This is a genomic window from Haloarcula vallismortis ATCC 29715 (genome assembly GCF_000337775.1).
Classification (GTDB): domain Archaea; phylum Halobacteriota; class Halobacteria; order Halobacteriales; family Haloarculaceae; genus Haloarcula; species Haloarcula vallismortis.
Map to the genome: position 1 here is coordinate 1 of NZ_AOLQ01000065.1, position 26,030 is coordinate 26,030.

The 26,030-nt window shown below is 62.0% G+C and carries 34 protein-coding genes and 2 tRNA genes; 19 read left to right on the top strand and 17 right to left on the bottom strand.

Annotated features, from left to right (window positions below):
• The 3 genes from C437_RS14840 to C437_RS14850 form a co-directional block, all read left to right on the top strand.
• Window positions 1-1,171 (top strand): oxoglutarate--ferredoxin oxidoreductase (locus C437_RS14840; RefSeq protein WP_049919842.1); only part of this gene is annotated, 1,171 nt, incomplete at its 5' end.
• Window positions 1,168-2,031, top strand: a complete 864-nt coding sequence (locus C437_RS14845; protein WP_004517803.1) for a 2-oxoacid:ferredoxin oxidoreductase subunit beta — start codon at window positions 1,168-1,170, stop codon at window positions 2,029-2,031. The genes C437_RS14840 and C437_RS14845, both read left to right, overlap by 4 nt.
• 235 nt (window positions 2,032-2,266) lie before the next feature.
• Window positions 2,267-3,637: a cryptochrome/photolyase family protein gene (locus C437_RS14850; RefSeq protein ID WP_004517804.1), complete on the top strand. Its 1,371-nt coding sequence runs from the start codon at window positions 2,267-2,269 to the stop codon at window positions 3,635-3,637.
• Window positions 3,638-3,659: 22 nt separating this feature from the next.
• Here C437_RS14850 and C437_RS14855 read toward each other — a convergent pair whose 3' ends face one another.
• The 3 genes from C437_RS14855 to C437_RS14865 form a co-directional block, all read right to left on the bottom strand.
• Window positions 3,660-4,145, bottom strand: coding sequence for a metal-dependent hydrolase (locus tag C437_RS14855; protein WP_004517805.1), 486 nt, complete (start codon window positions 4,143-4,145; stop codon window positions 3,660-3,662).
• Window positions 4,145-4,693 carry a hypothetical protein gene (locus C437_RS14860; protein WP_004517806.1) on the bottom strand — a complete coding sequence of 183 codons (549 nt, stop codon included), beginning with the start codon at window positions 4,691-4,693 and terminating at the stop codon, window positions 4,145-4,147. Before C437_RS14860 ends, C437_RS14855 begins: the two co-directional genes overlap by 1 nt.
• Before the next feature lie 68 nt (window positions 4,694-4,761).
• A complete protein-coding gene (locus C437_RS14865; protein ID WP_004517807.1) occupies window positions 4,762-5,949 on the bottom strand; it encodes a hypothetical protein in 1,188 nt (395 codons plus the stop codon).
• Between the two features lie 111 nt (window positions 5,950-6,060).
• On the opposite strand from C437_RS14865, the gene C437_RS14870 reads away from it, so the two are divergent.
• From C437_RS14870 to C437_RS21315, 4 genes are all read left to right on the top strand, one after another.
• Window positions 6,061-7,296, top strand: coding sequence for a digeranylgeranylglycerophospholipid reductase (locus tag C437_RS14870; protein ID WP_004517808.1), 1,236 nt, complete (start codon window positions 6,061-6,063; stop codon window positions 7,294-7,296).
• A 54-nt stretch (window positions 7,297-7,350) separates the two neighbouring features.
• On the top strand, window positions 7,351-8,064 hold the full coding sequence (locus C437_RS14875; RefSeq protein WP_004517809.1) for an NAD(+)/NADH kinase: 714 nt from the start codon (window positions 7,351-7,353) through the stop codon (window positions 8,062-8,064).
• 41 nt (window positions 8,065-8,105) lie between these two features.
• Window positions 8,106-8,567 carry a DUF7313 family protein gene (locus C437_RS14880; RefSeq protein WP_004517810.1) on the top strand — a complete coding sequence of 154 codons (462 nt, stop codon included), beginning with the start codon at window positions 8,106-8,108 and terminating at the stop codon, window positions 8,565-8,567.
• Window positions 8,568-8,789: 222 nt separating this feature from the next.
• Window positions 8,790-8,966: a DUF7317 family protein gene (locus tag C437_RS21315; protein WP_004517811.1), complete on the top strand. Its 177-nt coding sequence runs from the start codon at window positions 8,790-8,792 to the stop codon at window positions 8,964-8,966.
• Window positions 8,967-9,011: 45 nt separating this feature from the next.
• On the opposite strand, the gene C437_RS14885 is transcribed toward C437_RS21315, so the two are convergent.
• The 8 genes from C437_RS14885 to C437_RS14920 all read right to left on the bottom strand — a co-directional run bounded on the left by C437_RS14885 (window position 9,012) and on the right by C437_RS14920 (window position 14,186).
• Complete coding sequence (locus C437_RS14885; RefSeq protein WP_004517812.1) at window positions 9,012-9,281, bottom strand: DUF7314 family protein; 270 nt, start codon at window positions 9,279-9,281, stop codon at window positions 9,012-9,014.
• Between the two features lie 10 nt (window positions 9,282-9,291).
• Entirely contained in the window at window positions 9,292-9,591 is a 300-nt protein-coding gene (locus C437_RS14890) for a DUF7315 family membrane protein (protein ID WP_004517813.1), read from the bottom strand.
• Window positions 9,592-9,699: 108 nt separating this feature from the next.
• Window positions 9,700-10,464, bottom strand: coding sequence for a cytochrome b family protein (locus tag C437_RS14895; protein WP_004517814.1), 765 nt, complete (start codon window positions 10,462-10,464; stop codon window positions 9,700-9,702).
• A gap of 4 nt (window positions 10,465-10,468) precedes the next feature.
• Window positions 10,469-11,272, bottom strand: a complete 804-nt coding sequence (locus tag C437_RS14900; protein ID WP_004517815.1) for a cytochrome b — start codon at window positions 11,270-11,272, stop codon at window positions 10,469-10,471.
• A 3-nt stretch (window positions 11,273-11,275) separates the two neighbouring features.
• A complete protein-coding gene (locus C437_RS14905) occupies window positions 11,276-12,142 on the bottom strand; it encodes a Rieske 2Fe-2S domain-containing protein (RefSeq protein WP_004517816.1) in 867 nt (288 codons plus the stop codon).
• Window position 12,143: 1 nt separating this feature from the next.
• Complete coding sequence (locus tag C437_RS14910) at window positions 12,144-12,563, bottom strand: DUF7318 family protein (protein WP_004517817.1); 420 nt, start codon at window positions 12,561-12,563, stop codon at window positions 12,144-12,146.
• Entirely contained in the window at window positions 12,563-13,219 is a 657-nt protein-coding gene (locus C437_RS14915; protein ID WP_004517818.1) for a halocyanin domain-containing protein, read from the bottom strand. Before C437_RS14915 ends, C437_RS14910 begins: the two co-directional genes overlap by 1 nt.
• Window positions 13,220-13,283: 64 nt before the next feature.
• Window positions 13,284-14,186 carry a DUF7319 domain-containing protein gene (locus tag C437_RS14920; protein WP_004517819.1) on the bottom strand — a complete coding sequence of 301 codons (903 nt, stop codon included), beginning with the start codon at window positions 14,184-14,186 and terminating at the stop codon, window positions 13,284-13,286.
• Window positions 14,187-14,273: 87 nt separating this feature from the next.
• Here C437_RS14920 and C437_RS14925 point away from each other — a divergent pair, with 87 nt between their 5' ends.
• On the top strand, window positions 14,274-14,756 hold the full coding sequence (locus C437_RS14925) for a DUF7321 family protein (RefSeq protein WP_004517820.1): 483 nt from the start codon (window positions 14,274-14,276) through the stop codon (window positions 14,754-14,756).
• Window positions 14,757-14,846: 90 nt separating this feature from the next.
• Window positions 14,847-15,353, top strand: coding sequence for a universal stress protein (locus C437_RS14930; protein WP_004517821.1), 507 nt, complete (start codon window positions 14,847-14,849; stop codon window positions 15,351-15,353).
• A 15-nt stretch (window positions 15,354-15,368) separates the two neighbouring features.
• Here the strand turns inward: C437_RS14930 and nth are convergent, their stop codons facing one another.
• Complete coding sequence (nth, locus tag C437_RS14935; RefSeq protein WP_004517822.1) at window positions 15,369-16,052, bottom strand: endonuclease III; 684 nt, start codon at window positions 16,050-16,052, stop codon at window positions 15,369-15,371.
• A gap of 116 nt (window positions 16,053-16,168) precedes the next feature.
• Between nth and C437_RS14940 the strand changes: the two genes are divergently transcribed.
• Complete coding sequence (locus C437_RS14940) at window positions 16,169-16,687, top strand: GNAT family N-acetyltransferase (RefSeq protein ID WP_004517823.1); 519 nt, start codon at window positions 16,169-16,171, stop codon at window positions 16,685-16,687.
• A 53-nt stretch (window positions 16,688-16,740) separates the two neighbouring features.
• Window positions 16,741-17,280: a GNAT family N-acetyltransferase gene (locus C437_RS14945; protein ID WP_004517824.1), complete on the top strand. Its 540-nt coding sequence runs from the start codon at window positions 16,741-16,743 to the stop codon at window positions 17,278-17,280.
• On the opposite strand, the gene C437_RS14950 is transcribed toward C437_RS14945, so the two are convergent.
• Complete coding sequence (locus tag C437_RS14950; RefSeq protein ID WP_004517825.1) at window positions 17,281-17,736, bottom strand: redoxin domain-containing protein; 456 nt, start codon at window positions 17,734-17,736, stop codon at window positions 17,281-17,283.
• Between the two features lie 202 nt (window positions 17,737-17,938).
• On the opposite strand from C437_RS14950, the gene C437_RS14955 reads away from it, so the two are divergent.
• The gene (locus C437_RS14955) at window positions 17,939-18,238 is read left to right on the top strand and encodes a PRC-barrel domain-containing protein (protein ID WP_004517826.1); all 300 of its coding nucleotides are present in this window, start codon (window positions 17,939-17,941) and stop codon (window positions 18,236-18,238) included.
• Here the strand turns inward: C437_RS14955 and C437_RS14960 are convergent.
• Window positions 18,235-19,701 (bottom strand): DHH family phosphoesterase, encoded by a 1,467-nt coding sequence (locus C437_RS14960; RefSeq protein ID WP_004517827.1) that lies wholly within the window; start codon window positions 19,699-19,701, stop codon window positions 18,235-18,237. The genes C437_RS14955 and C437_RS14960 overlap by 4 nt on opposite strands.
• A 255-nt stretch (window positions 19,702-19,956) precedes the next feature.
• Between C437_RS14960 and C437_RS14965 the strand changes: the two genes are divergently transcribed.
• Window positions 19,957-20,030, top strand: a tRNA-Lys gene (locus tag C437_RS14965).
• 92 nt (window positions 20,031-20,122) lie between these two features.
• On the opposite strand, the gene C437_RS14970 is transcribed toward C437_RS14965, so the two are convergent.
• Both C437_RS14970 and C437_RS14975 read right to left on the bottom strand, forming a co-directional pair.
• The gene (locus C437_RS14970) at window positions 20,123-20,914 is read right to left on the bottom strand and encodes a YihY/virulence factor BrkB family protein (protein WP_004517828.1); all 792 of its coding nucleotides are present in this window, start codon (window positions 20,912-20,914) and stop codon (window positions 20,123-20,125) included.
• 132 nt (window positions 20,915-21,046) lie between these two features.
• Entirely contained in the window at window positions 21,047-21,487 is a 441-nt protein-coding gene (locus tag C437_RS14975; protein WP_004517829.1) for a GNAT family N-acetyltransferase, read from the bottom strand.
• A gap of 87 nt (window positions 21,488-21,574) precedes the next feature.
• On the opposite strand from C437_RS14975, the gene C437_RS14980 reads away from it, so the two are divergent.
• A complete protein-coding gene (locus tag C437_RS14980) occupies window positions 21,575-21,799 on the top strand; it encodes a hypothetical protein (protein ID WP_004517830.1) in 225 nt (74 codons plus the stop codon).
• Between the two features lie 206 nt (window positions 21,800-22,005).
• On the opposite strand, the gene guaB is transcribed toward C437_RS14980, so the two are convergent.
• Window positions 22,006-23,490: an IMP dehydrogenase gene (gene guaB / locus C437_RS14985; RefSeq protein ID WP_004517832.1), complete on the bottom strand. Its 1,485-nt coding sequence runs from the start codon at window positions 23,488-23,490 to the stop codon at window positions 22,006-22,008.
• Window positions 23,491-23,903: 413 nt separating this feature from the next.
• Between guaB and C437_RS14990 the strand changes: the two genes are divergently transcribed.
• The 5 genes from C437_RS14990 to C437_RS15005 all read left to right on the top strand — a co-directional run bounded on the left by C437_RS14990 (window position 23,904) and on the right by C437_RS15005 (window position 25,987).
• The gene (locus tag C437_RS14990; protein WP_004517833.1) at window positions 23,904-24,791 is read left to right on the top strand and encodes a DUF5794 domain-containing protein; all 888 of its coding nucleotides are present in this window, start codon (window positions 23,904-23,906) and stop codon (window positions 24,789-24,791) included.
• A 41-nt stretch (window positions 24,792-24,832) separates the two neighbouring features.
• Window positions 24,833-25,060 (top strand): DUF5795 family protein, encoded by a 228-nt coding sequence (locus C437_RS14995; RefSeq protein WP_004517834.1) that lies wholly within the window; start codon window positions 24,833-24,835, stop codon window positions 25,058-25,060.
• A gap of 54 nt (window positions 25,061-25,114) precedes the next feature.
• Window positions 25,115-25,295, top strand: a tRNA-Trp gene (locus C437_RS15000).
• Between the two features lie 86 nt (window positions 25,296-25,381).
• The gene (locus C437_RS21145) at window positions 25,382-25,504 is read left to right on the top strand and encodes a hypothetical protein (protein ID WP_275040395.1); all 123 of its coding nucleotides are present in this window, start codon (window positions 25,382-25,384) and stop codon (window positions 25,502-25,504) included.
• A gap of 87 nt (window positions 25,505-25,591) precedes the next feature.
• Window positions 25,592-25,987: a hypothetical protein gene (locus tag C437_RS15005; protein ID WP_049919843.1), complete on the top strand. Its 396-nt coding sequence runs from the start codon at window positions 25,592-25,594 to the stop codon at window positions 25,985-25,987.
• The last annotated feature ends 43 nt before the right edge of the window (window positions 25,988-26,030 follow it).

Consider the following 26,030-nt stretch of genomic DNA (forward strand, 5'->3'; position numbering starts at 1 on the left):
CGTGCTCCTCAACGGCGACGAGGCCATCGGTATGGGCGCTATCGCCGCCGGCTGTCGTTTCTACGCTGGCTACCCCATCACACCGGCGACGGACGTGATGGAGTACATGACCGGCCGCGTCGACCAGTTCGGCGGCAAGGTCGTCCAGGCCGAGGACGAGCTCTCGGCGATCAACATGGCGCTGGGCGCGGCCCGTGCCGGTGCCCGAGCTATGACCGCAACCTCCGGCCCGGGTATCGACCTGATGACCGAGACGTTCGGGCTGGTCGCCACCAGCGAGACCCCGCTTGTCATCTGTGACGTGATGCGCTCCGGTCCCTCGACCGGGATGCCGACCAAGCAAGAGCAGGGCGACCTCAACATGACACTGTACGGCGGCCACGGCGAGATTCCGCGGTTCGTCGTCGCGCCCACCACCGTCTCGGAGTGTTTCTGGAAGACCGTCGAGGCGTTCAACCTCGCCGAGAAGTACCAGACGCCCGTGTTCCTCGTCTCGGACCTCGCGATGGCCGTGACCGAACAGACGTTCTCGCCCGAGACCTTCGACATGGACGAGGTCGAGATCGAGCGCGGGAAAGTCGTCGACGAAAACGAGATCGACACGTGGCTCGATGAGAAGGGGCGCTTCCAGGCCCACTTCGCAGCCGCCGACGGCGTCTCACCGCGTGCCTTCCCCGGCACGACCGACGGCGCGCACATGACGACCGGTCTCGAACACGACGAACTCGGTCGTCGGACCGAAGATACCGACGTGCGCCTCGAACAGGTCGACAAGCGCCAGCGGAAAGTCGAGACCGCCCGCGAACAGGAGGACTTCGACTACCGCGAGTTCGGTGACCCCGAGGCAGACACGCTCGTCATCTCCTGGGGTTCCAACGAAGGGGCCCTGCGCGAGGGACTGACGCTGCTGGAGGAGGACGGCTACGATGTCCGATTCCTCTCGGTACCGTACATCTTCCCGCGACCGGACCTCACCGAGGAAATCGAGGCCGCCGAGGATGTCATCGTCGTCGAATGTAACGCCACCGGCCAGTTCGCGGACGTCATCGAGCACGATGTCCTCGAACGGGTCCAGCGCATCAACAAGTACAACGGCGTCCGGTTCAAAGCAGACGAACTGGCGACCGAGATCAAGCAAACGCTTGACACACCCGCGGAGGCAACACAATGAGTTCCGACGTTCGCTTCACAGACTTCAAATCCGACAAGCAACCGACCTGGTGTCCCGGCTGCGGTGACTTCGGGACGATGAACGGCATGATGAAGGCGCTGGCGGAGACGGGCAACGACCCCGACAACACCTTCATCGTCGCCGGTATCGGCTGTTCCGGCAAGATCGGGACGTACATGCACAGCTACGCGCTCCACGGCGTCCACGGCCGCGCCCTGCCGGTGGGCATCGGCGTGAAGATGGCCAACCCGGACCTCGAAGTGATGGTCTCGGGCGGCGACGGTGACGGTTACTCCATCGGTGCCGGCCACTTCATCCACGCCGTTCGTCGGAACGTCGACATGAGCTACGTCGTGATGGACAACCGCATCTACGGGCTGACCAAGGGGCAGGCCTCGCCAACCTCGCGCGAGGACTTCGAGACCTCGACCTCGCCCGACGGCCCGAACCAGCCGCCGGTCAACCCGAAAGCACTGGCGCTGGCATCCGGCGCGACGTTCATCGCGCAGTCGTTCTCCTCGAACGCGCAGCGACACGCGGAAATCGTCCAGAAGGCCGTCGAACACGACGGCTTCGGCTTCGTCAACGTCTACTCGCCGTGTGTCACGTTCAACGACGTGGACACCTACGACTACTTCCGCGACGCCATCGTCGACCTCGACGAGACCGACCACGACCCGTCCGACCGCGACCAGGCCAAGGACAAAATCCTCGAGAGCGAGAAAGAGTACATGGGCGTCCTCTACCAGGACGAGGACTCCGTCCCGTTCGAGGAACGCGAAGGCGTCGAGGGCTCGATGGCCGAGATTCCTGACGGCGCGCCAGAGGGCGCGATGGATCTCGTCCGCGAGTTCTACTAGTACCTTTTTCCGCCTCGGGTGCGCTTCGCGCACCTCTCGGCGCAAAAATCTACGCTAAAAAGGCCGGAATCGAGGCCGAGCCTCGATTCCGGTGAAACGGCGGCCTGCGGCCGCCGTACGATGACCGCAGTGATTTCTCGTCTCGCCGATCACCCGAGAAGCGGCATCAGCCGGACCGTTTGGTACACAATAGAATCGGGTTTGGACCCATATGCGGGCATCCCTAACAGCAAGTATGCACGTTTTCTGGCACCAGCGTGACCTCCGGATACCGGACAACCGGGGGCTGACTGCTGCCGCCGCGGACGACGAAGTGCTACCGGTGTACGTTCTCGACACAGACCTGCTGTCAAATATCGGCAAGCGCCAGCGGGCGTTCCTGTTGGCCGGCGTGCGGGCGCTGAAAGGGGCATACCGAGATCACGGTGGGGACCTCCTCGTCAGGAAGGGGACTGCTGTTGACGTACTCTCGGATGTCGTCGACGAGTACGACGCCGACCGGGTGTACTACAACGAGCACTACCGGCCCGCGCGGCGGAACCGTCAGCGCCGCGTCGACGAGGCGCTCCCGACGAAGTCGCTGACCGACCTCGTGCTGGTCGACCCCGCCGGGCTCGATAGCCAGTACAAGAACCACAGCCGGTTCTACGATGATTGGCAGGCCCACCACAAGCTACCGCCCGTCGGCCGGCCCGAAGCGGACTCGCTCGTCGACGCCTCGGACCCGACAACGGCCCCGAGTATCGAGACCGACATCGACCTGCCCACGCCCGGCTACGAGGGCGCACGACAGCGCTACGACGACTTTCTCACCGGTGGTATCGAAACGTACAACGACACCCGAGATGATATGCGGGCCGCTGTCGAACGGCCGACCAGCGCTGTCTCGCGTATGTCGCCGTACCTCGCTGCGGGGATGATCGGTATCCGTGAGATGTGGCGCGACGCGTCAGAGCGCCACACCGAAGCCACCGGCGACGCCCAGCGAAACATCCAGAAGTACCGCTACGAACTCTCCTGGCGCGAACAGAGCTACCACCTGTTGTACTACAACCCGACGCTGCTGTCGGAGAACTACAAGTCGTTTCCGAACCCAATCGAGTGGGAAAACGACGAGGACAATCTCGAAGCCTGGAAGCGCGGTGAGACGGGGTATCCCTTCGTCGACGCCGGCATGCGCCAGCTCGAACGGGAGGGGTACATACACAACCGGCCGCGCCAGAACGTCGCCTCGTTTCTCACAAAGCACCTCCTTGTCGACTGGCGTGAAGGCGCGCGGCACTTCCGGAAGCGACTGGTCGACCACGACCCTGCCAACAACGCCGCCAGCTGGCAGTGGACGGCCTCGACCGGCACCGACTCCGTGGACGTTCGCATCTTCGACCCAGTCGCACAGATGAGCAAGTACGACAGCGGAGCGGACTATGTCACGGAGTACGTGCCGGAGCTTCGTGACGTTCCGGCGAACAAAATCGTCGACTGGCCGACGCTTTCGGACGGCGAGCGTGAGGAACTGGCTCCGGGCTACTACCACCCAATCGTCGACCGGAACGCCGCCTACGAGCGAGCACAGCGCGTTTTCGAGGCGGCGCTCGGGAAGCGCTGAAGCGGTCGGGTTCAGGGCGACGCTATGCTCTGTACTGCACGAAGAGGTACGTCGCCACCGCGATGGTACCGGTGACCCCCGTGAGCCAGATATCCGTACTCAGGTACAGCCCCGGCGTTGGCGGGTGGTACTGCGTCAGCGGCCACAGCACTTCGTAGGACCGTCCAGATGCTTTTAGCAGGAGCGCATCGGCGAACAGGTGGCTCGCGGCCCCGAGCGACAGTAGCCCGAACACGCGCCGTCGGTCAGCTCGGTTCACGACGACCGTCCCTACGAGGACGGCGACGAACGCGCCGCCGAGCGTGTGAACACCCAGCCAGTCGAACGGGATACCCAGCGTTGCCTCGACAGCTGCAGCGTCCACGAGAATCTTGATCTTCGCCATGTCCGGAATGAACGCGCCGGCCATCCCAACGGTGACGTACTCGCCAGTGAGCCAGTCGTACCGCAGTGACAGAAGGGTGCAGATTGTGAATGCGATGAAGGCATGCGAGAGCAAATCCGGCATCAGGCACGCACCTCCTGCACCCTCGTTCGGAGCGCCTGTATCGGGCGGAGCGGTTTCTCACGCCGGCACAGTGCCCCTGTCTGCCAGTTCAGCCGCCAGCCACAGACCAATCGGCACAGCGTCCACAGGCCGGCAAGGGCAGAAACGACATACATCGCCGTGTAGTTCACTGCCGGCACGCGCACGCTGTTTTCCGCAGTGATGGTCCGGTCCGGGCCGAACGTCCCGTATACCTGCAACGACTCGCCTTCAGCGACGGCGGTGTCGACGTTCCGGACCGTGATCATGAGCGTGCCGCTGTGGTACTCGCCGCTGGCAGCGTACTCGTATTCGACGGCAATTTCGACCGGTTCGGTCCCGGTGACACTGCCGGTCACCTGAACGGACTCACCGATATGGTTGGCAGGATGCTGAGCCAGCGCATCTCCATCGGGATAGTCGCCCAGTTCGGGAGCCGGTGTGGCCGTACCGAGTCCGATCATGAGTGCGAACAAAATGGCCAGCAGTCCACAGATAGCTGCGACCCTGCCCGCCTGCGAATGAAGCATTCAAATTTCGATGTGGGCGGTGGGATATAAACTCTGGCGCTTGGGTTGAGTCGCTGTTGCCCGTGTGCCTACTCGGGCTTGCCGGGCAGGACATCCGGGTCGCCGGAGCGGTAGATGTACTCGACAGCGACGCCGGTCAGCGGCGAGTCGGCTGCTGTCGCGTACGACTTCGCGAGGTCGAGGTACTGTTCGGTCACATCGACGACGCGCCGGTAGGCGGCTTCGTCGTCTGGCGCGAGCAGGTACTCGGCGGTGACGGGCGTCAATTGCCCCTCTGTGCGGTCGTCATCGTAGTCATCCACGTCATCGAGCCACACCTGTGCACCGATGATAGCGAGGACGATGGCCTTCGCGAACTCGTCGTCGATATCGAGGCCGGCGAGTCGGTAGAGGTCCAACATACCGTCGTAAAGGACGCCGACGCGGGCGTATTGGGTCTTGCTGTAGGGGAGTTCCTTCTCCGTCTCGGTGAGGGTTGCCGGCTCCTCATCGTACCCGGCGAATTTGTATTCCTCGCGGATATCGGTCAGTGCATCGGCGTCACCGTCCTCGGTCGCGGTCATCAGCGCCCGGAAGTGGTCGTCCCGGTCCTGATGTGCCTCGCTGTAGTCGACGGCCCACTGATAACCGTTCTCGACAACAGGCGGCATATCCTCCAGTAAACCGTCGAGGTGGGACTGAAGCGCGGACTGGGCGACCTCGGCGACGCGACGGCGGTCAGCCTCGCTCCCGCTCAACGGTTCGCCGTCAGTAAATTCGACCTCGAAGTCCTCGAACTCGTCGTCGTTGATGGCGTCGCGCATGTCACCGTCGATGAGCGCTTCGATTGAGAGGCGAGTCATCTGCTCGGCCCGGACGACCATCTCGCGGGGCGCAAGGTCCTGTGCCGGCCCCTGTTCCAGCGCTGTCTCGTCGACAGTCGGAACACCATCCGCGATAGCATCGATGACAGGGTCACCGGGTGCCTGCTGACGGGCGTTACGGTAGACGTAGCCCAGCGTCAGCTGTGCGGGCAGGATGAGCTTCGTGTCATAGGAGAACTCGACCGGACAGCCGAACTCATCTTCGAGGGCATCCTCGATGCGGTCCGTCACGTCGTCGACCATTGCTTCGGTACGGTCGTCAATCTCGGATTTCAGTGAGAGGCTGCCGGCGTCGAACACGCCGGTGTCCGCGTAGTATCCCAGCACCGCCCGTAGCGCCGTGGGCAGCTGCCGCCTGTCCGCGAGCACGCCCGCGCCTGTCTTGAGAACCATTGTATATCGCCCCGGGTGTTCCCGTCATGGTAGTGGGGCCGTCTTTACCCTTTCGAGACTGCCGTCGGCCGATTCGGAAAGACTGATTACGTACAGGACACACCCATAACCATGCGCGAGCGCTTTGACGTGGTGATAGCCGGAGCCGGGCCCGCCGGGGCGCAATGTGCCCGTGATCTAGCGGAGCGAAACTACGAGGTGCTCGTTCTCGAAACTGAGTCCGAAGACGAGTTCCCGCGTCAGAGCAACAAGTCCACCGCCGGAACGTTCATGTCGGCGATGACGGGCTTTGCTATTCCTGACGACGTGGTGATGAACTATACGGACGACGTCGTGCTCGAGTCCCCAAACGACCACTACGTCCGCAATCAGACCGGAGCCGTCCTGGAGTTCGCGGAGTTCAAGCAGTGGCTTGTCTCGGAAGGGCGGGACAACGGTGCGACCTACCGATTTGACTCCCGCGTTTCGGCTCCTATCATGGAGAACGGCGAGATTGTTGGCGTCCGCTATGACGGCGACGAAGAGGCGTACGCGGACATCGTCATCGACGCCACCGGCCCTGCCGCGCCGCTGGCGAAGAAGCTCGATGTGTGTAACCTCCAGCGGGACCGCCAGGCTATCGGTATCGAGTACGAGTTCGAGGGCGTCGAAGTCGACCATGACGACTACGCCGACCTCCGAGACGCGATGATGCTCCGTCTAGATCACGACCTCGCCCCGGGTGGCTACTCCTGGATTTTCCACACCGGCGAAGACACGGCGAAGGTTGGCCTCTGTTACATTCAGAACGGCTCTCACCAGAAGTACGCAAAGGACGGGATGGGCATCGACGACTATCTGGAGTACTGGCTCGATTCGGACCCGAGATTCGACGACGCCGAAAAGATCGAGGGCACGCAGGCCCACCGCGGGTCCGCCCACATCCAGCCACCCGATTCGATGAGCACGGACAACTTCATGGCCATCGGTGACACTGTCCCGACTGTCGACCCACTGTGGGGCGAAGGGATTCACAAGGGGATGAAGTCGGCTCGTGCCGCCGCCGCGACGGCCGATTCGGCGCTCAAGCCTGACGAACCAGACACGTCGGCGGAGAACCTCTCTATCTACGATCAGCTCTGGCACAGCGAGGTAGCCCCGAAACACAACGCCCGCCTGATGATGACGGAATTGCTGTATCTCGCCCCCAACGACCGGTACGATCAGTTGATGGAAGACCTCCGGAGTACCGGACAGGACACACTCAGACAGATCAACGGCGGCGACCGTCGAGCGATTGCGAAGCTAACTCATCTCTCGGACATGCCGATTCTCGTCGAATACGCCCGCCGTCGCCTCGATATCTGAAGTGACCGCGCGAAGTGCGGCAGGTTTTTTTCCGCCGGCCCGGAGTTTCAGGTGATGGGAACCCCCGTTGGTGTCGTCGGTGACGACGCGCTGGCAGATGTGCTTCGAGACGCTGGCGTAGCTGTTGAACGGGGTAGTGACGGCGCTGTCCCGAATACTGACCGGGTCGTCGCCGTCGGCGAGGACGCCGTGGCTGCCGTCGCACGGGCTGAGAGTGACCCGCTCGTGTTGCCGGTCGCGGCTGGTCGCGGCGTCCGGTCAGTGCCTCGTAACGACGCTGTCGCCGCTGTGTCGGGGGTTGCCGACGCCCGGGTCGAGACGCATCCAGTGCTCCATGTGACAATGCCTGATGGGACGGTCGAACAGGCGTTCTGGGATGTGACCCTCGTCACCGCTGACGCCGCCCGCATCTCCGAGTTCACTATCGCATCGACTTCGGACCGCATCGGCCAGTTCCGAGCTGACGGCGTTGTTATCGCTACGGCCGCCGGCTCACCGGGCTACGCCCATCGCGTCGGCGGCCCGATTCTGGCACCGTCGGAGCAGGCAGTTGTGGCACCGATAGCACCGTTTGCGACCGACCCGGACCACTGGGTGTTGCCAGCCGACGGCCTCAACGTTTTAATCGAACGCGACGAGGCGACTGTCGAGTTACTCGTCGATGACCGCATATCGCGGCCCGTTAGCTATCAGGAACGTATCACAATCTCGCTCGGGTCCCCCGTTCGAACCGCCGTCGTTGACGAGAGTCGGTCCAGATTCGAGTGAGATTGGAAAGACACTAATGGACGGTGGACAGAGCTTTGCATATGCAGCCATCCGTAACGTTCTTTGGGCCACTGGACACCATTCTGGGGAGCCCCACAGTCGGCGGTGCGCTCCTCATCGAATACATCATCTTCGGAGTGGTAATTGTCAACTTCCTCACGCGGCAGCTCGCCCACAGAAGCCACGTCAAACAGTATAAAAACGATGGCGCGGACGCGGTTAGCCGCCACCCGGCACACACGTTCACCAACATCGCACTGGTCGTGCTATCGTTTTTCTACATGACGCTCCACCATCACGGCGGGATGGTCCTGTCCGTGCTCGTACTCGGCGCAGTCATCACTGACTTCTTCGAGTTCGAGTCGCGAAAGGTCGAAGCACGCCGCGACATTCCGCTGGAACGGCCAAAAGGAGCCATCGTCGCCGCCCTCGTAGTGTTCATGTACGCTGGCTACCAGAGCCTGTTCTGGGTCATTGAGGGTCCTTGGAGCGCTATCGTCTGACCACGGTCCCGGCTTTTGCCGACTCACTTCTCCGCTGGCGGCACGCGCCGATAGCACTGCGTGTATGGTCGACACGCCACGCGCAGTATCTCGACTTTCGTGCAGTTACTGTCTAAAATACACTGTATATGTGCGCTTTTAACTGGAAAACTCGATTAATCACTTCAGAACTAGCCGAAATAGTTTAATACCATCAAAGCGTTCGTGTCGTTGTAGACGAAGATGTCACACAGGTCCCTCACAACGGCGTTGACACTGTATCGCGGGGAAACACTCACACTCAAAGAAGCAGCGACGTACAGCGGGGTGTCGCCAACAAAATTCGCGACTGCACTTCGCTCCCGCGGGATTCAGGTACGTGACGAGGACAGCACACCAATCGATCAGACTGCAAACTGAGAGCGTCGTCGGTCCCAGTTAGAAAGACACGGCTACTGCGTACTGTTACGCCGACCGCTCGTTGAGGTACGCCTGGAACTCACTGATTAGCGGGAGCACGACCCAGAAGGTCAGCGCGCCCAGTACTGCGAACCAGAAGAACGCGTCGCCCATGAACAGGGCGATCTGGTCGAACGTGGTCGGTTCCTCGATAGTAAGTTCGCCGGTGAGCTGTGCCCCCTCGAAGCTCGGCGTGTTGTACCAGCCCTTGATGGTCATCCAGCCCAGTCCGCCGACCATGAGGCACGCGAACCCCTTCATGAACTCGTCAGCCATTATCCGAACGTTAGGTAGCGTCGTCTTTAGACTTTCCCATTTCCTCGGTTCGGAATCGCGTCGAGAACGCATACACGACTGTACCAGCGAGGATGCACGCTATTCCGGCGATGCCGACTGGCACGTCAATCTCCGAGGCTGGCGCTGATGCTCGCTGTGTCGCCACGTCGACGAGGATGAAGCCGGCGACGACGCTCAGCACCGCAAATAGTGTCGAGAACACTGTCACGGCCTTGTACACGCGCAGCGGGACCACGACGTCCCGCCGGTCCGAACCGCCTTCTGTCCCCGCTGGCTGGTCCTCTGTCATCGTTACCACTAGGGACGGGAGCCACTTTACTGCGGCGAGACCCGAGCGCCACGCTCGGAAGTGCAACGAATGGAAACAGCGAGAAGAAAACCGAACTGACGGCCCAGGTTACTTCGGGGGCCGAAGCCGGTAGTACCGGCGGTTGAGGTCGAACATGTAGCCCTCGCGCATCGTCTTGAGGACTGCGTAGGTGATGGTCGCGCTGACGATGGGGACGAGGAAGGTTAGGTCAAACAGCAGGTGCGAGTCCATCGGAACGAGGTTCTTGATGGACAGCGCGGCGATGGTCAGGCTGAAGATGACGCCGGACATCCCGACCGCAGCCCAGAACGGCTGCTCGACGGGACGGCGGGCCGACCCCTTATTCAGGAAGGGCACGATGGCGACGAAGCCGACGACGACGACGTTTGCCAACACACCGTAGGTTCGGTCGGCCATGAGCTTCGAGCCGCCGAGGATGCTCAGGTCCGGGTTCAGTGGGCCGAGCTTGAGCAGGCCAAAGGACCAGTAGAGATACCAGTCAGGCAGGATAATCGCCGGCGTCACACTGGAGTTAGCGGGGTTTGGCATCTCCGGGGGTAGCGTCGCCGAGACGAACAGGATCATGCCCACGAAGAAAGACGTTAGTGCGATGTTACGCATCATCTCGTGGGGCCAGGCCGGGAACGCGAGCACGTCACGCTCGATGTAGTCGGACTCCTGACGAAGGTCCTGGTCCTCGCGGCGCGCCCGCTCGAAGTACTCGTAAGTCAGCCGGGAGAGCCCCTGGGTCCGCTCCTTGCGTTCGGACCACGCGGGGGTCTCGTCGTCCGGCGAGACGATACCGGTGCCGGAACCGTCCGTGCGAACGTCGTCTGTGTCGTTGTCGCTCATAGTATTAGTGTGGTTCAGCGATCCCCTGCATCCAGACGATGCCGATGTGGACCGCGATGATGGCAGTCGTGATGAACGGCAGGAAGAACACGTGCAGGATGTACATCCGCTGTAGCGTTGCCTGCGAGAGCGTGAACCCGCCGAACATCAGCTGTGCGACCCACTCACCGATAAGTGGGATGGAGAGGGACATCTCGACGCCGATCTGGCCGGCCCAGAACGAGAGCTGGCTCCACGGCAGCAGGTAGCCGGTGTATCCGAACACCAGCGTCAGCGAGATCAGGACGATCCCGATGAGCCAGTTCAGTTCGCGTGGTTCCTTGTACGATCCGGTGAAGTACACGCGGAGCATGTGCAGGAACACGGCGGCGACCATGATCTGCGCGGCCCAGCGGTGAACCGACCGCAGGAAGTAACCGAGGTTGAGCTGCCCCATAATGAGCATCACTGAGTCGTACGCGACCGTCGGCGACCCGTCGGCAGCCGCGGCGGCCGGCGCGTAGTAGAAGCCCAGCAGCGCACCGGAGATGGCGGCGACGATGTATGCGACTGTCGAGAACGACCCGAGCGCATACAGCGGGTACCAGTACCAGAACTTGTTGTCGAGGTTGTACTGTTCCGTGTGGCTCTTGGGCATCTGCATGTTGACCTTGTAGTAGAGATCTTCGAGAATCTCCAGATAGTCAACGACGCGCAGCCGCCTGTCGAGCCAGACGAGCACAGTCAGGTACACCGATTCGATCGGCGTCAGCTCGCGCGATTCCATCCAGCCTTTGTGGTCGTGTTCGTCTTTGCGTTCGAGACTCATTGGTTACTCCGTCTGTGGTGGGCGTGGCAGCGCCACGAACGTCGATTGCACGGGACTGAACGGGTCGTACACTGACTGGTGGCACTGACAGTAAATAGCGTTTGCGCCGCCGAAGTTCGCACTCCCTTCCTGAGTCTTGAATCCAGGCACACAACAGAAGTGCGTACACTTGTTCAGCCAGGCGATGAAGCCCTGGTCAGTCGCCTCGGAGATGAACGACTGAACGCTCCCGGGGAGGTCCGCGTACTCGCCCTCGCCGTTGGCCATCTTCTCGACTTCGACTGACCGGATTATCTGCACCGGAGCGCCGTTGTTTCCGTCGCTGTTGGTCCGCCAGACGACGCTTGCGGGCTTCCCGACGCCGGGGTCGCCGATGCCGTTACCCCAGTCTTGGTAGTCCTCGAACATGTCGACCGTGAGCGGTTTGCCGGACTCGTACTCACCCTGCCAGGTGAACGTACCAGTGTCGTTGAGGAACGTGTTGTTTCGGTCCGATTGCGGGTAGATAGCTGCAGTGCTCTGGATACCGCAGTACTGGAACCACTGCGAGGAGTAGTCGATACCGCTCCCGCCGAAGTCCGGTGCAACGGCTGCGCCGGCGGTCTCGTCGTACTCCGGCCAGAGGCCGCTGATTTCGCCGCCGTTGATTTCGATGGGGATAATCGGCATCCCCCGCGGGGCCGGTCCAGAAGTATTCTCCACGGCGACGAACGGGGTCGTCCCGCCACCTTCGCCAGCGGAGTCTGTCGTCGCGTCGACGGCTGCAGCGCCACCGACGCCAACGCCGGAGAGCGCGGCACTCCCGACGACGCCCTTTACGAAGCGACGACGGCCTGTTTCGGCCGGGTATTTGTCTTCATCAAGTGGCATATTATTTCTTGTAGTATGGGTACACTGCGCGTTTAAACGTCTCTGCGAGTTCGTCGCCGTCCGCCACCGTCGTACCGTCGACGTCTTCCTGACGGATGTAGAGGTCTTCCCACTTCCGGCGGCGTTTCTTGACGATCATCACGTCGGGGAGGAACTCCTTGCGGTACAGCAGCATGATGAACGCTAGGTCGATGAAAATCGCCGTCAGCACGCCACCAAGGAACATGTTGGCTTCGATGAGGCGGACCGTTAGCACCGTGCCGATGCCGGACGCCCACCCAGCGATCATGCCGTAGGTGAACAGTCCGACGAGACCGACCTGAATAATCGTCAGGAGCACGATGCCGACAGCCGCCGCCGTACTCTCTCGTGGCGGTTCGTAGCGGTGGATGTCGCCGTAGGTGGAGCCTTCGGATGCCATCAGTTGTTCCCTCCGCTAGTGTGGGGCGATTCGCCGTACTTCAGCTGGAAGAAGGTGAATATCAGCGGGATGATGACTGCAAGCCCAGCGCCGAACCCGACGAAGTGGGGCTGGATTGGGACGCCAGCATAGTGGGGGTCAACTTCGACCGGGCCGCCGCCGCCAATCGTCATTGTCGGGTACTCCTCGCCGACGACGATAGCGCCCTTCATGTTGAGTCCCTCGTGGGGGACACAGAGGTACGGGTAGATACCGTCCTCCTCAAAGGTATGCTCGTAGTTGACGCCGGCCTGCGATACCGTGCTGCCGGAATCTAGCGGCCCGTCACCGTCGGAGACGACGTTGTGGCCGCCGCCGTTGCCCGTCCACTCGAACTGGACGGTCGCGCCGTTGTCGACGTGGACGGCTGGCGGACCGAACCCGTACGCCCCGCCGTTGGCCTGCACGCCGACCTCGACAGTCACTGTGTCCTGTCCGGTCGCGTCAGCGGTCGAACCGTCGAAGTTCCCGACTTGGTCCAGGTAACCGCCGTAGTCCGGGACGGTTTCGCCACCGTCACCGCCTTCCTCCTGTGCGGCGGCGGCGCCGGTGGCACTGAGGGTCGCCGCAGCGCCGGCGGCCCCCCCTGCTGTCCGGACGAACTCCCGTCTATTCATATACACTCTTGAGTCAGGACTGAGTTTGTATAAACCCACCGAATACCACCCGCAGGAACCGTCATTACCCGGCTTCGTCAGTTTCGCCAGCCCCCGCTTCAGACCCCGAATTCTGCGGGCCGAGCTCCGGGACGAACTCCGGTCGTTCGCCGTCCTCAAGCCCGATGGCACGCAGTCTGTCTCTGTACTCTTCGGAGCGGAACGTATCCGAGAGTCGCGCGTTTGCGACAGTGAAAAAGAGAACGAGCGACACGCCGATGAAAGCGACGCCAGCCACGACCAACAACGCAATGCTGGTGCCTCTGTTGCCGATGACGCCAGCAGTCGCGAGCACTGCGCCCCCGAGCAGTGCAATCCCGGCCAAGAACTGCGCCCCAGCAATCGCTTGCAGCATCCAGTTCCCGAGTTCGCCGCCACCCTCGGGAACCTCTTCCGGCTTGGGAAGGGGTCTGTCGGGGACGTTCTCAGGTGCGTCGTAGGAATCCATAGAACACAGCGCGACCGTGGGCTTTACGTCACGCATGACGGTCCCCTCGCCTTCGAGGCTCCCGTCGGGATAGACGACAGCGTATCCCTCGTCGGAGTACGCGAGCACCCGTGGCGGGTCCCGGTGGCGCTCGATGCGGGCGAACACGTCGCGGTTTGCGACGCGGTTCCGAAGGTCCCGCGTGACCCGGTCGAGGAGCTCGTCGCCGGTGATCCAGGAGTCCTCGTCGAAGGCAACGTCCCACTCCTCGGCGGTCATCTCGGCCATGTCAGCCGGGCCGAAGTTGTCGAAGTCGTACTTCTCTTCGACTTGCTTCCGAAGCGCCTCCGTATCGAGTTCTTCGCCCGACTCGCCACTGTCGCCCGTCTCCCCGTCCCCGGACTCGCCTTCGGTTCCGGGTTCGGTTTCGGCGGCTATCGAGTCCGCAGGGGTGTTCCCGCGCTCGTCCTCCGTGGGAGACGTCGAGTCCGGGTCGGCCATTGTCCGACTGTATGGACCGCGACGGCTTACAAGTTCTGACCTTCTGCATCCGGCAGTCTTTAGCGAGCACTGTCCCTAGGTCGGTCTATGGTGTCGGACGGCCTCGTGGCCACAGTCGTGTTACTGTCGGTGACTCTCAGTCTCCCCTGTTTCCTGTACGGCGCGTACTACATCATCGAGACGGAGCCGGTCACCTGGGACGTGCTCGTGCATCATCTGAAGTTCGTCACGACCGGGCTGGTGTTGACCACCGTCCCGATGGTGTTCTGGATGATCCCACGCCTCCCGGACCAACTCGGCGGCCTCTCGGCCGTCCACGCGATGCTCGGGCTCCAAGCGTACGCACTACTTGCCTTCGGCGGAACGGGAATCGTTCGTATCTTCCGTGCAAAGCGGGAGCACGACCTCTACAATGACTACGACGAAGACCTGTTGCTGGACGAGATCGGCGATGAGACCTTCAGCCACTGGCGCTCGCGGCTCCGTATCGGCGTGTTCGGATACGTCATCTTCTGGCTGCTGGCGTATCTGGTCGGTATCGCTCGGTACGCCCTCCGCTACGTGGCGTGAGCGCCGTCGAACGCGGGGCTGATTCTCGGTTTCTGCGAATAGGCTAGATGTTTCATTAGTATTGCATGTCTATCGCTAGCTGTGGTTCCAATGTACGAACACATTCTCTTCCCGACGGACGGTAGTGACGGAGCAGCAGCCGCGCTGGCACATGCACGGAATCTCGCCGAGACGCACGATGCAACGTTACACATCATGACCGTGATCGATACGTCGTCGCCACATATCGGGATGACCACCGCCGGTCCGGAGGGAGCGACGACCGGCATGGTTGCGGAGGAGCACGACGAATCAGAGCCGGGTATGGTCGGCGAAGAACACAACGTCGAGTCGTCGCTACAGGAGCGAGCACAGGCTATCGTCGAGGCGGCGGCGGACGAGGTCGACACAGTCGACACCATTACGACTGTTGAACGCGGTCCACCGCACAGCGCGATCCTCGACTACGCCAACGAGAACGACATCGATCTCATCGTCATGGGGACCCATGGCCGGACGGGAATCGAACGGTATCTACTCGGTAGCGTCGCTGAGAAGGTCGTTCGAACATCCAACGTGCCCGTGCTCACTGCGCGCCTCGGTGACGACACAACGTGAGCCCCGGCCGCGGAGCTACCACGCCTCGCCGCTGGCGAGGTCGACCTCGCTGTCGCCCTTTTCCGAGGGACAGATATCCGCGAGTCCACACGCGTCGCAGTCCGCCGAGCGCGCGCCACACACCGCTCGCCCGTGGTCGATGAGCAGATGTGTGAACTGTTGCCACTCGCTGTCGGGTACCACGTCGAGCAGGTCCTGTTCGATAGCCTCCGGCCGGTCCTTCTCTGTGAGCCCCAGCCGTCGTGACAGGCGCTGGACGTGCGTGTCGACGACGATACCCTCGACGATGTCGTGGCCGTGCTGGAGGACGACGTTGGCCGTCTTGCGCCCGACGCCCGGGAGGTCAGTGAGGGCAGACATCGTGTCCGGGACCTCGCCGTCGTGTTCTTCTGTCAGAATTTCCCCGATCCCCTGCAGATAGCCGCCCTTGTTGTTGTGGAACGTGATGCCGTAGATGTCCTCAGCGAGTTGCTCCTCGGAGGCCGCGGCGTAGTCCTCGGCGCTCTGGTATTTCTCGAAGAGATCCGCAGTGACCTCGTTGACTCGCTCGTCGGTACACTGCGCCGAAAGGACAACGGCAATCAGCAACTCAAGCCGGTTGCTGTAATTCAGTGAAATAGTCGAATCAGGGTATTCCTCGTGTAGTCGGTCGACGACTTCTGTTGCCTGTTCCTCGCGTGACTCCAGCGGCGTTCCCATACCCCAGAGCAGTGCTGGGTTCCCTTTGACGTGTCGTTCTGTAATGTCTACTCTCGTGTGCTATTACATCTCATATCACAATAACGCCCTTCTGTCAACTGTGTGTGGGTTCCTCCATGCCAGGACCAGTGTTTCTCCACGGCGAGCAGGTGACGCTTCACCCACAGCAAGCAACCGATAGCGACCTGCTTCAGCGGTTATTAAACGACCCGCAGGTCCGGCATAACATCGGCTTCAACGAGCCACTCTCCGAGCCTGCCGCCGAAGATCTCGATAGCGGCGATGCCGACACGCATTTTGTCGTCTGCGTGGATAATGAGCCGGTTGGGACGTGTCTGCTTCACGAAGACCGCCACCCGTGGGGATTTGGTGTGCTAGGGTACTCACTCTGTCCGGAGCGCTGGGGCAACGGCTACGCGACCGACGCTGTCGACTGTCTCACACAGTATGCGTTTCAGGAACTGCGACTGAACAAACTCGGTGCGGACTGCTACGCCACTAATCCGGCCTCCGCGCGTGTGCTGGAGAAAGTTGGGTTCCAGCAGGAGGGGCGACGCCGCGACCACGCCTTTGTCAACGGGGAGTACGTCGACCTGCTGGAGTATGGCCTGCTCGCTGACGAGTGGAATTCGTGACGGTCCCTCACACCTACCGAAGCTTCTTTCAGTCCCCCCTCGTCGGCTTGTGTATGCCCGGACCAGTGTTCCTCCGGGGCGAGACGATAACGCTCCGAACGGTCGAAGACGAAGACGTGTCGTTCCTGCAAGAGACTATCAACAACCCGGATGTCAGACACGGCCTCTCAGCCACAGAGCCGATATCCGAGCGGGCTGAACGCGAGTGGGTCGAATCCGTCGCCAGCGGCGAGACCGATGACGTCCACCTACTCGTCTGTGTTGACGGCGAGGCGGTCGGCATCATCGGGCTGAACGACGTCACAGACCGGATCGGGATGGCCGAGCTTGGCTACTGGCTCACGCCGGACGCGTGGGGCAACGGCTACGCGACCGACGCCGCTCGGACGCTCACCGAGTACGCCTTTCAAGAGCGGCGGTTCCACCGGGTGTACGCGAAAGTCTTCGCTGGCAACGAGGGGTCCCAGCGTGTGCTCGAAAAGGCGGGGTTCCAGCGCGAAGGGACGATGCGGGACCACTGGTTCCGAGACGGCCGCTACGAAGACGTGTACCTCTACGGGCTGCTAGAAAGCGAACTGGACCGCGGCGAGTAGCTACAACTCGGCAAGGCCGCGGAGAACCGTATCAAGGTCCGGCACGGTCTCGCCGATGTCGTTGAACGCTGTCACCGCCCGAACACGACAGCGCCGGTCGACGACAAACGCCGCTCGCTGCACGGTCCCGTCCTGTTTTCCGACGCCGAACTGGGCAGTGACGCCGTGGGTGTCTGCCAGCAGCGGATAGGGGAGCGACAGCGATGCCGCAAGCGCCCGGCAGTCGTCGATATCTGCCGCGATAACGCCGAAGACCGCGACAGCGTCCGATACACTCGCCCAGTCTGTCTGCGCTAACTCGGTCAGAAGGGCTCGGGAATCGGGGTCATCGCCGGGGAGGAAAGCCACGACTGCCGGCGCACGGTTCGTTGCGGCCGACAGTCGATAGGCACCGACATCTCCGTCAGCCGTCCCCTGCAGGTCGAAGTCCGGGGCTGGATCGCCGGGGCTGAGCATACTGACAGAACGGGGAAGCGGGACAAAAGTCCCGCGACCCAGAGAGGCGATTGCTCTCTGTATGGGGACGCTGATACGGAATCAGAGTGACCAAAGCAGTGCCTCTCTGGGAGTGTCCGCTGACATTTTCGCCCCCGGGACGGAGACGTTTCAGTCGCAAAGAAGCTTTATAAGCCGTCCGACCAACCACCGTCGTATGGGAATGGAGAATCTGCCACAGGAGATTACTGCCCTCGTTGGTCGCGAGGTGTATTCGAAAAACGGCGTGTTCGTCGGCGAAGTCGAGGACCTCCGGCTGGAACTCGACCGCAAGGAAGTGACAGGGCTGGCACTCCACCAGCTCAACACGGAGCTGTTTGACGAGGACGTAAACGCAGCACGGGGCGTCATCATTCCGTACCGGTGGGTCCAGGCTGTCGGCGATGTCATCATCGTCAACGATATCGTCGAACGGCTCCGTCAGCCCGAGGCCGGCGACGAAGAAGAGGAAGTCCCCGCCTAGTTGCCGTTCGAACTCTCGCTACTGGAACTGTCGACACCCATCGCTTCGAACAGCTTCCGTTTGACCGCTTCTTCAGTGAGTTCCAGCAGGGTATCCCGGTTGTCGTCGCTCGTGTCGAGGCCGGTGAAGATGCCAAGCGGTATCTCGACGCTTGCGTCGGTGGAGTGGCCCGCAGTCTCGCCCATTCCCCCAAACGCGTCCGACAGCACTTTCCCGATGTTCATCCGGATGTCCTTCGACCGTGCAGCGAGGTAGATGGTGTCATCGGCGATGGCGAACACCGCTGTTGTCGTAATGCCCTCCAGATTGAGAAGGTGCTGTGCCGCCTGTGCCAGCGCGTCGCGGTCCCGGATGAACCCGGCGTTGGAGACGAGGTGACTGCCCTGCACCTCGCGGTTCCGGATTGCTTCAGCGAGTACGTCCAGCGTTTCCGGGCTCATCGACGGCGATTCGACCTGTTCGAGCGTGTCGTGGTCGGCGAACGGATACAGATACGCCGCGGCCGTTAGATCCGCTGGCGTCGTATCTCGCTTGAAATCCAGCGTCTCGGCGCGGATACCATACAGCAACGCCGTGGCGACGCTCTGGTCGAGATTGAGGTCCAACTCTTGGATATACTTCGTCAGAATCGTCGACGTGGCGGAGATGTTCGGCCGGATATCGGAGAACGTGGCGTCGTGTTCCAGTTCGTGTTCGTGCTCGTAGTGGTCGACGACGATGTCGACCGAGTCAATGGCTGGTTCGCCGCCCTTGGCGACGTCGACCAGCGCGAACGTATCGTACTCGTCGAGGTCAACATCCTCGTTCGAGGTCAGTTCGATGCCGAGGAGATTGACGAACGCGCGATTCTCCTGATGGCCGATTTCCCCCTCGTAGATGATGTCGGCCTCGACGTCGCGACTCGCGGCGATGGCCCGCAACGCGGCTGCCGAAGCGATAGAGTCCGGGTCTGGCGACCGGTGAATCAGAATCGCCATGCGCTCCTCGGTTCCGTCGATGACATCGCCCAGCTGTGAGGCCTTGTACTCCAGTTCGCCCGTTTCGAGCGCTCGGAGCGCCGAGTCCGCGATGACCGCGGAGGGGTTGATGACCATATCCGCACCGAGCTCAGTGAGGTCGTCGGCCGACACCGGGTCGTCGGCGCGAGCGACGATGAACTGCTCGCCACCGGACTCGCGGATGTTTTGCACTGCTTCGGCGTTGGCGTTCACGTCCGGGGACATGATGAGAACCACGTCGCGGTCGGCAACCGTCTGGGCGACGTCAGTCTCACAGATGTCAGCTTGCTGTGCGTTAAGATCCTGATCACGGAGTGCCTCGACTCGCCCCTCGTCCGCGTCGAGGATGAGTACGTCTTTCCCCTCCTCGACGAGTTCCTCCGCCACGGCGTGGCCAACACTCCCACACCCGAGGATGGCGTAGGTCGACATAGAGGCCATCGTGATGCCGCTGGCTGTACTCATTAGTGTCTGTATCGCTTGGCGTCAAGCCTCTTTAATGCCAGCTATTTCCCCAACAACTGGGAACCGTTTCCCGAAAGACCGGGTCGAGAAGCCGTCAAAGGGCGTCTAGCGTGGGCATAGTCGGACCCTGTGCGATTGGTCTCTCAGTTCAGCACCGCTAGCTGACTGATGTGTACAAGAATCGTGAGACCGACCGACACGAGGCGTCCGAATGAAAACCTATTTTACCGGGCCGTCCAGAGCAATGAGTGCACTGGGCCGGTAGCTCAGTCTGGCAGAGCGACGGCCTCTTAAGCCGTCGGTCGAGGGTTCAAATCCCTTCCGGCCCGCTTTTGCGACGAACATTTCGTGAGGAGCAAAGCGGCTACGAAGCGGTTTTGAACTATGGAACGAGCGGCGGAAAGGAGAGATGTTCACAGGCTCAGCCACTCACGTCGTACAGGTCGTCAGCGTCGGTGGCGAGCACCGCGTTGATGACGACGCCGACCATCAGGACGATAGCGGCCACGTACGTGCTCGTGAGGATGAGGATGAGCCCGCTGAGGACGCCGTAGACGGCGTACTGTCCGGCGTTGGTGGCAAAGAACTGGATCGCCGCGTGGAGGGCGGTCCAGCCCATCGCGGTCGTCATCGCGCCGGGGAGGGCATCGCGCGGCGAGCTCGTGACGCGTGACGGGACGAAATACAGGGGCAGCAGCGTGACGGTCAGCGCGACGAACAGGATGACGAACCCGACGAGGACGCTCAGCGGGCCGGCAGCGAAGAGAGCCAGAAACACGCTCTGGACGAGTATCACGAGAACGGCGGCCGTAAGCGTCCCGAGGACAGTTGCGGCGTCACACACCTGCCGTGCGAGTGGCTGCTCCGTCACCGCCTCGATACGTTCGACGACGGTCAGGAAGCCGACGGCAACGTTAGCACCGCTCCACGCCAGCACGACCATGGAGAGGATTGTCGCCGCTGTTCGGCCCGTTGCCGCCGTCAATCCTTCGTACAGCAGTTGCTGTGTGTCAGGGGTGAGAAACTGCGCGCCCGTAACTGATACCACGCCGGCCAGTTGCCGGCCGAAGACGATGAAAACGAGCAACAGCACCGGCATGAGCGAGATGAACGCGTAGTACGCCAGCGACGTCGCGATGTACCTGATATCGCTCCCGTACGCGATACTGGCGACTGTCTTCGCAGTTGCCACCCACTCAGCTCGTCGCGCCATATCCGGAAAAGGGCGCAAGCAGGGAAACATATTTGTGTTGAGATGATTGGCGGAACGAGACAGCTACGACTAGTCGCCGGCGATATGTAGCCCTACGGCAGGTCTGCTTTCAGAGGCTACTGTAAAGCCAGTTCAGCCGTCCAGTCGCTTTCGCATCTCGATGTGTGGGATGCCCGCTTCCTCGAATTCGTCGCTAACCGTTTCGTAGCCGAGTTGTTCATAAAACGGCTCGACGTGGGTCTGTGCGTGAAGTTTGAGCACTGTTGCGCCGTCATCACGCGCGGCGTCTTCGACGGCTCGCATCAGTGCTGTGCCGACGCCATCGCCCCGATACGGCTGGCGGACCGCGACCCGCTCGACTTTGCCGACCGTGGGTTCGGGAAACCGGAGCCGGGCAGTGCCGACCGGATACTCGCCGTCACGAGCCAGAAACTGAACGGCGTCCGAGTCGTTTCCGTCGAGTTCTTCGTTCTCTGAGACACCCTGTTCCTCGACAAACACCGCTTTTCGAACGGCTGTTGCCGCGTCTGCGAACGCATTCCAGGTGCCGACATCGACTTCGAAGTCACTCATGGTCGTCGCTTCGAGCGGGTCCCCTGTATGTGCTGTTACTGGGAATCGCCGAAACCATCAACACAGACGCGGGTGTAGCGGGCACGTATGACGTACGACTACGCTCGTGACCACGAGCACGAACTGTCGGCGGAGTATCTGTACGCCTCTGACGCGGAGGTTCTGGGTATCTACGAAACCGATGACTCTCTTCAGGTCGACGTGGCGGTCATCTGCCCCGAGTGCAGCGAGACACTGCGTCTGGAAACAACCGTCGACAAGGTCACGTCGTCCGGGACGGAGCTGCCACTAGACGAAGACTACTACGACTGACTGACGTATCCGCAATGATTTTTTCCGCGGCGCGAGAACAGCCGTCCGCTATGTCCGACTTCGACACGTTCGAGTGTTCGAGCTGTGGTGAGTCGTTCAAAGCGTATCCCGACGCGAACGCAGCCCAGACGGAAGCGTGTAGTCCGGCCTGCGAAACCGCGTAATACTCGGCTGCGGTCCTTCTGCGTCCGCTACAGCTGTCAGCCTTAGCTGTCGGGGCTGTAGTTGGGCGCTTCGTCCGTAATCATCACGTCGTGGGGGTGACTCTCCTGCTGTCCGGCCGCGGAGACCCGCACGAACTCGGCGCGTTGCTTGAATTCGGGAATCGTCTCGGCTCCGACATAACCCATCCCGGACTGCATCCCGCCGACGAGCTGGTGGAGTTCGGAGGCCAGCGAGCCCTTGTACGGCGTCGCGGCTTCGACGCCTTCGGGGACGAACTCCTCGCCCTCCTCGTCGTCCTTGAGGTAGCGTTCGCCGCCGCCTTCGTTCATCGCGCCGACGCTGCCCATCCCGCGGTACTGCTTGTACTTCTTGCCGTTCATCGTGATGACGCGGCCCGGGGCCTCGTCGGTGCCGGCGAAGTACGAGCCGAGCATCACCGCGTCAGCACCGGCGGCGATGGCCTTGATTGCGTCGCCGGAGTAGCGGATGCCACCGTCGGCGATGACCGGCACGTCGTGCTGGCTCGCCACGTCGGCGACCTGCGAGACGGCGGTTATCTGGGGCATCCCGGCACCGGTGACCACGCGGGTCGTACAGATGGAGCCGGGGCCGATGCCTACCTTGACGCCGTCGGCGAAGTCGACGACGGCCTCGGCGGCTTCCCGGGTCCCGATGTTGCCGACGACTACGTCGGCGTCCACTTCGGCCTTGATCTCGCGGGCGCTCTCGATGACGTTCGCGTTGTGGGCGTGTGCGCAGTCGATGAACAAGATGTCAGCGCCGGCCTCGTCGGCGACCTGCGCGCGGTCCATCTCGAAGGGACCGACAGCGGCACCACAGCGGAGTGAGCCGTCGTGGTCGCGGGCGGCCTGGTCGTACTCGCGGCGCTGGAGGATGCCCTGCATCGTGACTAGCCCGACGAGTCGGTTCTCGCCGTCGATGATAGGGACACGCTCGATCTTGTGGTCGTACATCAGCTCCAGCGCTTCGCGCGGTGTCACGTCCTCGGGAGCGGTGACGACTTCGTCGGTCATCGCATCGGTGACGGCGTCGTCCTCGCCGACTTCCAGATACGGCCGGATGTCCGTCCCGGAGATGATGCCAAGCACTTCGCCGTTGTCGTCATCGACGACCGGCGCGCCAGACACGCCCTCGCGTTCCATCATCTCGTCGACCTCGCGGACGGTCTGATTCGGGCTGGCCGTCACGACATCGCGGATAATGAGTTCGTCGGCGCGTTTGACCCGCTCGATTTCAGTCGCCATCTGGTCGGCATTCATGTTACGATGGAGGACACCGATACCGCCCTGCCGCGCCATCGCGATTGCCATGTCACTCTCGGTGACGGTGTCCATCGCCGCGGAGAGGACAGGGACGGTCAGTTCGACCGACTTCGAGACTTGGGTCTTCGTGTCTGCCTCGTCCGGTTCGACGCGAGACTCCTTGGGTCTGAGGAGTACGTCGTCGAACGTCAGCGCCTCCGGCACTCGGAGCTTCTCTGAGAAAGGCTCGGAATCGTTCGCCATGTAAATCGTCCACGACGGCCCGGCAAAAACGTTGCGAGACTCGGCGCTACGTGGGGTTCGATGCCACACTTGTCCCCGGAGGCCCTTTCCAGAAATACGTCGCCGACACCTCAATTGTCAGGCCCTGTTGGAGAAGGTGAGACATTCGTCCACAAACGACGGTGTATTCCGGAGAAGTGGTGGCGTATGTGCGCAGTTCTCACGCAACGATTATGTGCGAATGAAGGATAATTAAAAACATGCGACTTACCGAACCCGCACGGAACGGTACTGCCCGTCAGATGACGTCCACAGCGTCGGGCAACACAACGTTCACGTGGTTCGGTAACAAGTTCTGGCAAGCCTGTCGTGTTCGTCAGGACCGAGTGAGAACCTCCCGACGGGAGTTGGGTTACGCTCGACCGTAACACGACATGAGTAGCTCTAGACACCCGATTGCGCTCGACATCGAGCAGCAGGTCGGCCGCGGTGGTCGGCTGCTTGCGACCGTCATGGGTCTCCCCCTCGTCGACGGCATCTTCCCGGTGCTCGTCCTCGCAGGGGCGCTTTCGACATGGATGGGCGTCCTCGAAGTGGGTTTGCTTGTCTTCGGCGGATCAGCAACTGTTGCCGTCGTGTTAGCCGAACTCGAAGGTGGCCCCCGGCAGCAAGCCCGAGCCGTCCTGCTCATCGGAGCCGTCCTGATGCCGATTGCGCTCATCGAAGCGGCACTCGCGCCGACCATCGCGGGAATCGTCAAATTGGGGACTCTTGAACGCTTCGCCGGCCTCGTCATCCTTGCCATCGCGGCACAGACCGCAAGCGCCCGAATCGGCGAATATCTGCCGCGGCCGGCTGTCATCGTCGGACTCGGCCTGCTGGCCAGCCTTGACCCAGCCGGCGCGAAGCTCGTCACCGCCATCGAACCCGGCGTCCTGCTCCGGGCGGCCGCCACCACCGGCGTCGGTATCGGCTTCGCCCTCGCCGTCGCACTGGCGAGTCCGTGGCTCCGAAACGCCGTCGACATAGACCGCTTCCGCTTCGGGAGCGCTGTCGCGCTTGGCGTCCTCGCCCTCTCTGTCCTCGGCGTGATGCCGACCGATGCGCCAGTGGCACTGGCTGTGCTTGCCGTCACGGCACTGCTGTCGTTCGACCCGGAGAACGCTCGCACGCGTCACACGGAATACCGCCCCGACGCCGTCGACCTCACTGCCGCCTTCGCCGACGGCGGCGCGTCCCAGGGCGTCGCCGCCGACGAGCAGACCGACGAAGGAGCTGCGGTCGAGTACGAACCCGATCAGGAACGCGCCCCGTGGCTGTGACAAGGGAGAACTTTTAGGCCCACTAGGCCCGGCTGTCCGGTATGAGCGACAATCGCGTGGTCCAAGGCCGGATGCAGACTCCCGAGAGCCTGGCCGAACTCATCGAAGGCGAGAACGTCATGGACGCAGAGCCTATCGAAGACGCTGACGACGACTGCCCCGAATGCGGCGAGAACGTCATTTCCGTGGGGTACATGCCATCTGCGCTGGAGTTTGTTACTGGGTACAAATGCCAGGAGTGTGACTGGTCTGACACCGACCGCGACTGATCGCCGTCTGGCAATCGAAATCCCTTTAATGCGAGTCGGCTTACGCCGGAGTGCGGGGTCGTGGCCTAGTCCGGGAAGGCGGCTGACTCCAGAGGCCACGCGCCTGGGACGACACTTCGAGGGCTGATATACTGAGCGGCCGGCTGATCACCGGTTCGCGACGATGACCCTCTGGAGTTCCGAGGCGCAGGACGGAGATATCAGCCGATCGGGGGTTCAAATCCCTCCGACCCCATACACTATAAAAGTAAAGCGGTCTATTTTACCGCTTTCACCCACCCAAAAACAGCCCCAGCAGCCGGCTAATCGGGGTGGTTCGCAGTGAGTCTCAAAGGGTCCAATCCGGAAGGGCTCCCACTCATCTGCGAGTTCTGTGGCCTCGTGATCGAGGACGACGAGCAGCGCTGTCCAGCTACTGACGACGGTCGGAGGTGTGCGCCATGAGGTTCTGTCCTGATTGCGCAGCACGCCTCACGCTCACGAGCACAGCCGGAGGAATCCCTCGAAAGGTCTGCCCGGAGTGTGATAGCGATGTTTGATCTGAAGCGACTCGAATTTTCGCGCGTTCTCGACGCGCATTCAGACCGATACGATAAGGTCGACCTCGCAGCGGACCGCATCAAATCACTCGGCGGCGGTCAGTTCGCCGTCGAACGGACCGAGGGCGACCAGGGGCACGTCGTCGAGCTGGTCGAAGCGGTCGGCCACGCCTGGGGGCAGTGCGACTGTGACGGGTTCAAATACAACGACGGGCCGTGCAGCCATCTCTGCGGCGTCTGGCGCGCTGAACATCGCGGACTGGTCGAGATACCGCGAGCGAAGCCGGAAGCTATCAGCGTCGAAGTGCGTGACGGTCAGCAAGAGATCGCGGACCACGCCGCCGAACCGGATGTTCGAGCGGCGACCGATGGGGGGATTCGCCGATGATCGCCGCGAAAATTCATAATTCTGGGACCGAGTTCATAACTGC

Coding starts and splice junctions, on each gene's coding strand:
- C437_RS14845 (WP_004517803.1), top strand. CDS start 1,168: ATGAGTTCCGACGTTCGCTTCACAGACTTCAAATCCGACAAGCAACCG.
- C437_RS14850 (WP_004517804.1), top strand. CDS start 2,267: ATGCACGTTTTCTGGCACCAGCGTGACCTCCGGATACCGGACAACCGG.
- C437_RS14855 (WP_004517805.1), bottom strand. CDS start 4,145: ATGCCGGATTTGCTCTCGCATGCCTTCATCGCATTCACAATCTGCACC.
- C437_RS14860 (WP_004517806.1), bottom strand. CDS start 4,693: ATGCTTCATTCGCAGGCGGGCAGGGTCGCAGCTATCTGTGGACTGCTG.
- C437_RS14865 (WP_004517807.1), bottom strand. CDS start 5,949: ATGGTTCTCAAGACAGGCGCGGGCGTGCTCGCGGACAGGCGGCAGCTG.
- C437_RS14870 (WP_004517808.1), top strand. CDS start 6,061: ATGCGCGAGCGCTTTGACGTGGTGATAGCCGGAGCCGGGCCCGCCGGG.
- C437_RS14875 (WP_004517809.1), top strand. CDS start 7,351: ATGGGAACCCCCGTTGGTGTCGTCGGTGACGACGCGCTGGCAGATGTG.
- C437_RS14880 (WP_004517810.1), top strand. CDS start 8,106: ATGCAGCCATCCGTAACGTTCTTTGGGCCACTGGACACCATTCTGGGG.
- C437_RS21315 (WP_004517811.1), top strand. CDS start 8,790: ATGTCACACAGGTCCCTCACAACGGCGTTGACACTGTATCGCGGGGAA.
- C437_RS14885 (WP_004517812.1), bottom strand. CDS start 9,281: ATGGCTGACGAGTTCATGAAGGGGTTCGCGTGCCTCATGGTCGGCGGA.
- C437_RS14890 (WP_004517813.1), bottom strand. CDS start 9,591: ATGACAGAGGACCAGCCAGCGGGGACAGAAGGCGGTTCGGACCGGCGG.
- C437_RS14895 (WP_004517814.1), bottom strand. CDS start 10,464: ATGAGCGACAACGACACAGACGACGTTCGCACGGACGGTTCCGGCACC.
- C437_RS14900 (WP_004517815.1), bottom strand. CDS start 11,272: ATGAGTCTCGAACGCAAAGACGAACACGACCACAAAGGCTGGATGGAA.
- C437_RS14905 (WP_004517816.1), bottom strand. CDS start 12,142: ATGCCACTTGATGAAGACAAATACCCGGCCGAAACAGGCCGTCGTCGC.
- C437_RS14910 (WP_004517817.1), bottom strand. CDS start 12,563: ATGGCATCCGAAGGCTCCACCTACGGCGACATCCACCGCTACGAACCG.
- C437_RS14915 (WP_004517818.1), bottom strand. CDS start 13,219: ATGAATAGACGGGAGTTCGTCCGGACAGCAGGGGGGGCCGCCGGCGCT.
- C437_RS14920 (WP_004517819.1), bottom strand. CDS start 14,186: ATGGCCGACCCGGACTCGACGTCTCCCACGGAGGACGAGCGCGGGAAC.
- C437_RS14925 (WP_004517820.1), top strand. CDS start 14,274: ATGGTGTCGGACGGCCTCGTGGCCACAGTCGTGTTACTGTCGGTGACT.
- C437_RS14930 (WP_004517821.1), top strand. CDS start 14,847: ATGTACGAACACATTCTCTTCCCGACGGACGGTAGTGACGGAGCAGCA.
- nth (WP_004517822.1), bottom strand. CDS start 16,052: ATGGGAACGCCGCTGGAGTCACGCGAGGAACAGGCAACAGAAGTCGTC.
- C437_RS14940 (WP_004517823.1), top strand. CDS start 16,169: ATGCCAGGACCAGTGTTTCTCCACGGCGAGCAGGTGACGCTTCACCCA.
- C437_RS14945 (WP_004517824.1), top strand. CDS start 16,741: ATGCCCGGACCAGTGTTCCTCCGGGGCGAGACGATAACGCTCCGAACG.
- C437_RS14950 (WP_004517825.1), bottom strand. CDS start 17,736: ATGCTCAGCCCCGGCGATCCAGCCCCGGACTTCGACCTGCAGGGGACG.
- C437_RS14955 (WP_004517826.1), top strand. CDS start 17,939: ATGGAGAATCTGCCACAGGAGATTACTGCCCTCGTTGGTCGCGAGGTG.
- C437_RS14960 (WP_004517827.1), bottom strand. CDS start 19,701: ATGAGTACAGCCAGCGGCATCACGATGGCCTCTATGTCGACCTACGCC.
- C437_RS14970 (WP_004517828.1), bottom strand. CDS start 20,914: ATGGCGCGACGAGCTGAGTGGGTGGCAACTGCGAAGACAGTCGCCAGT.
- C437_RS14975 (WP_004517829.1), bottom strand. CDS start 21,487: ATGAGTGACTTCGAAGTCGATGTCGGCACCTGGAATGCGTTCGCAGAC.
- C437_RS14980 (WP_004517830.1), top strand. CDS start 21,575: ATGACGTACGACTACGCTCGTGACCACGAGCACGAACTGTCGGCGGAG.
- guaB (WP_004517832.1), bottom strand. CDS start 23,490: ATGGCGAACGATTCCGAGCCTTTCTCAGAGAAGCTCCGAGTGCCGGAG.
- C437_RS14990 (WP_004517833.1), top strand. CDS start 23,904: ATGAGTAGCTCTAGACACCCGATTGCGCTCGACATCGAGCAGCAGGTC.
- C437_RS14995 (WP_004517834.1), top strand. CDS start 24,833: ATGAGCGACAATCGCGTGGTCCAAGGCCGGATGCAGACTCCCGAGAGC.
- C437_RS15005 (WP_049919843.1), top strand. CDS start 25,592: ATGTTTGATCTGAAGCGACTCGAATTTTCGCGCGTTCTCGACGCGCAT.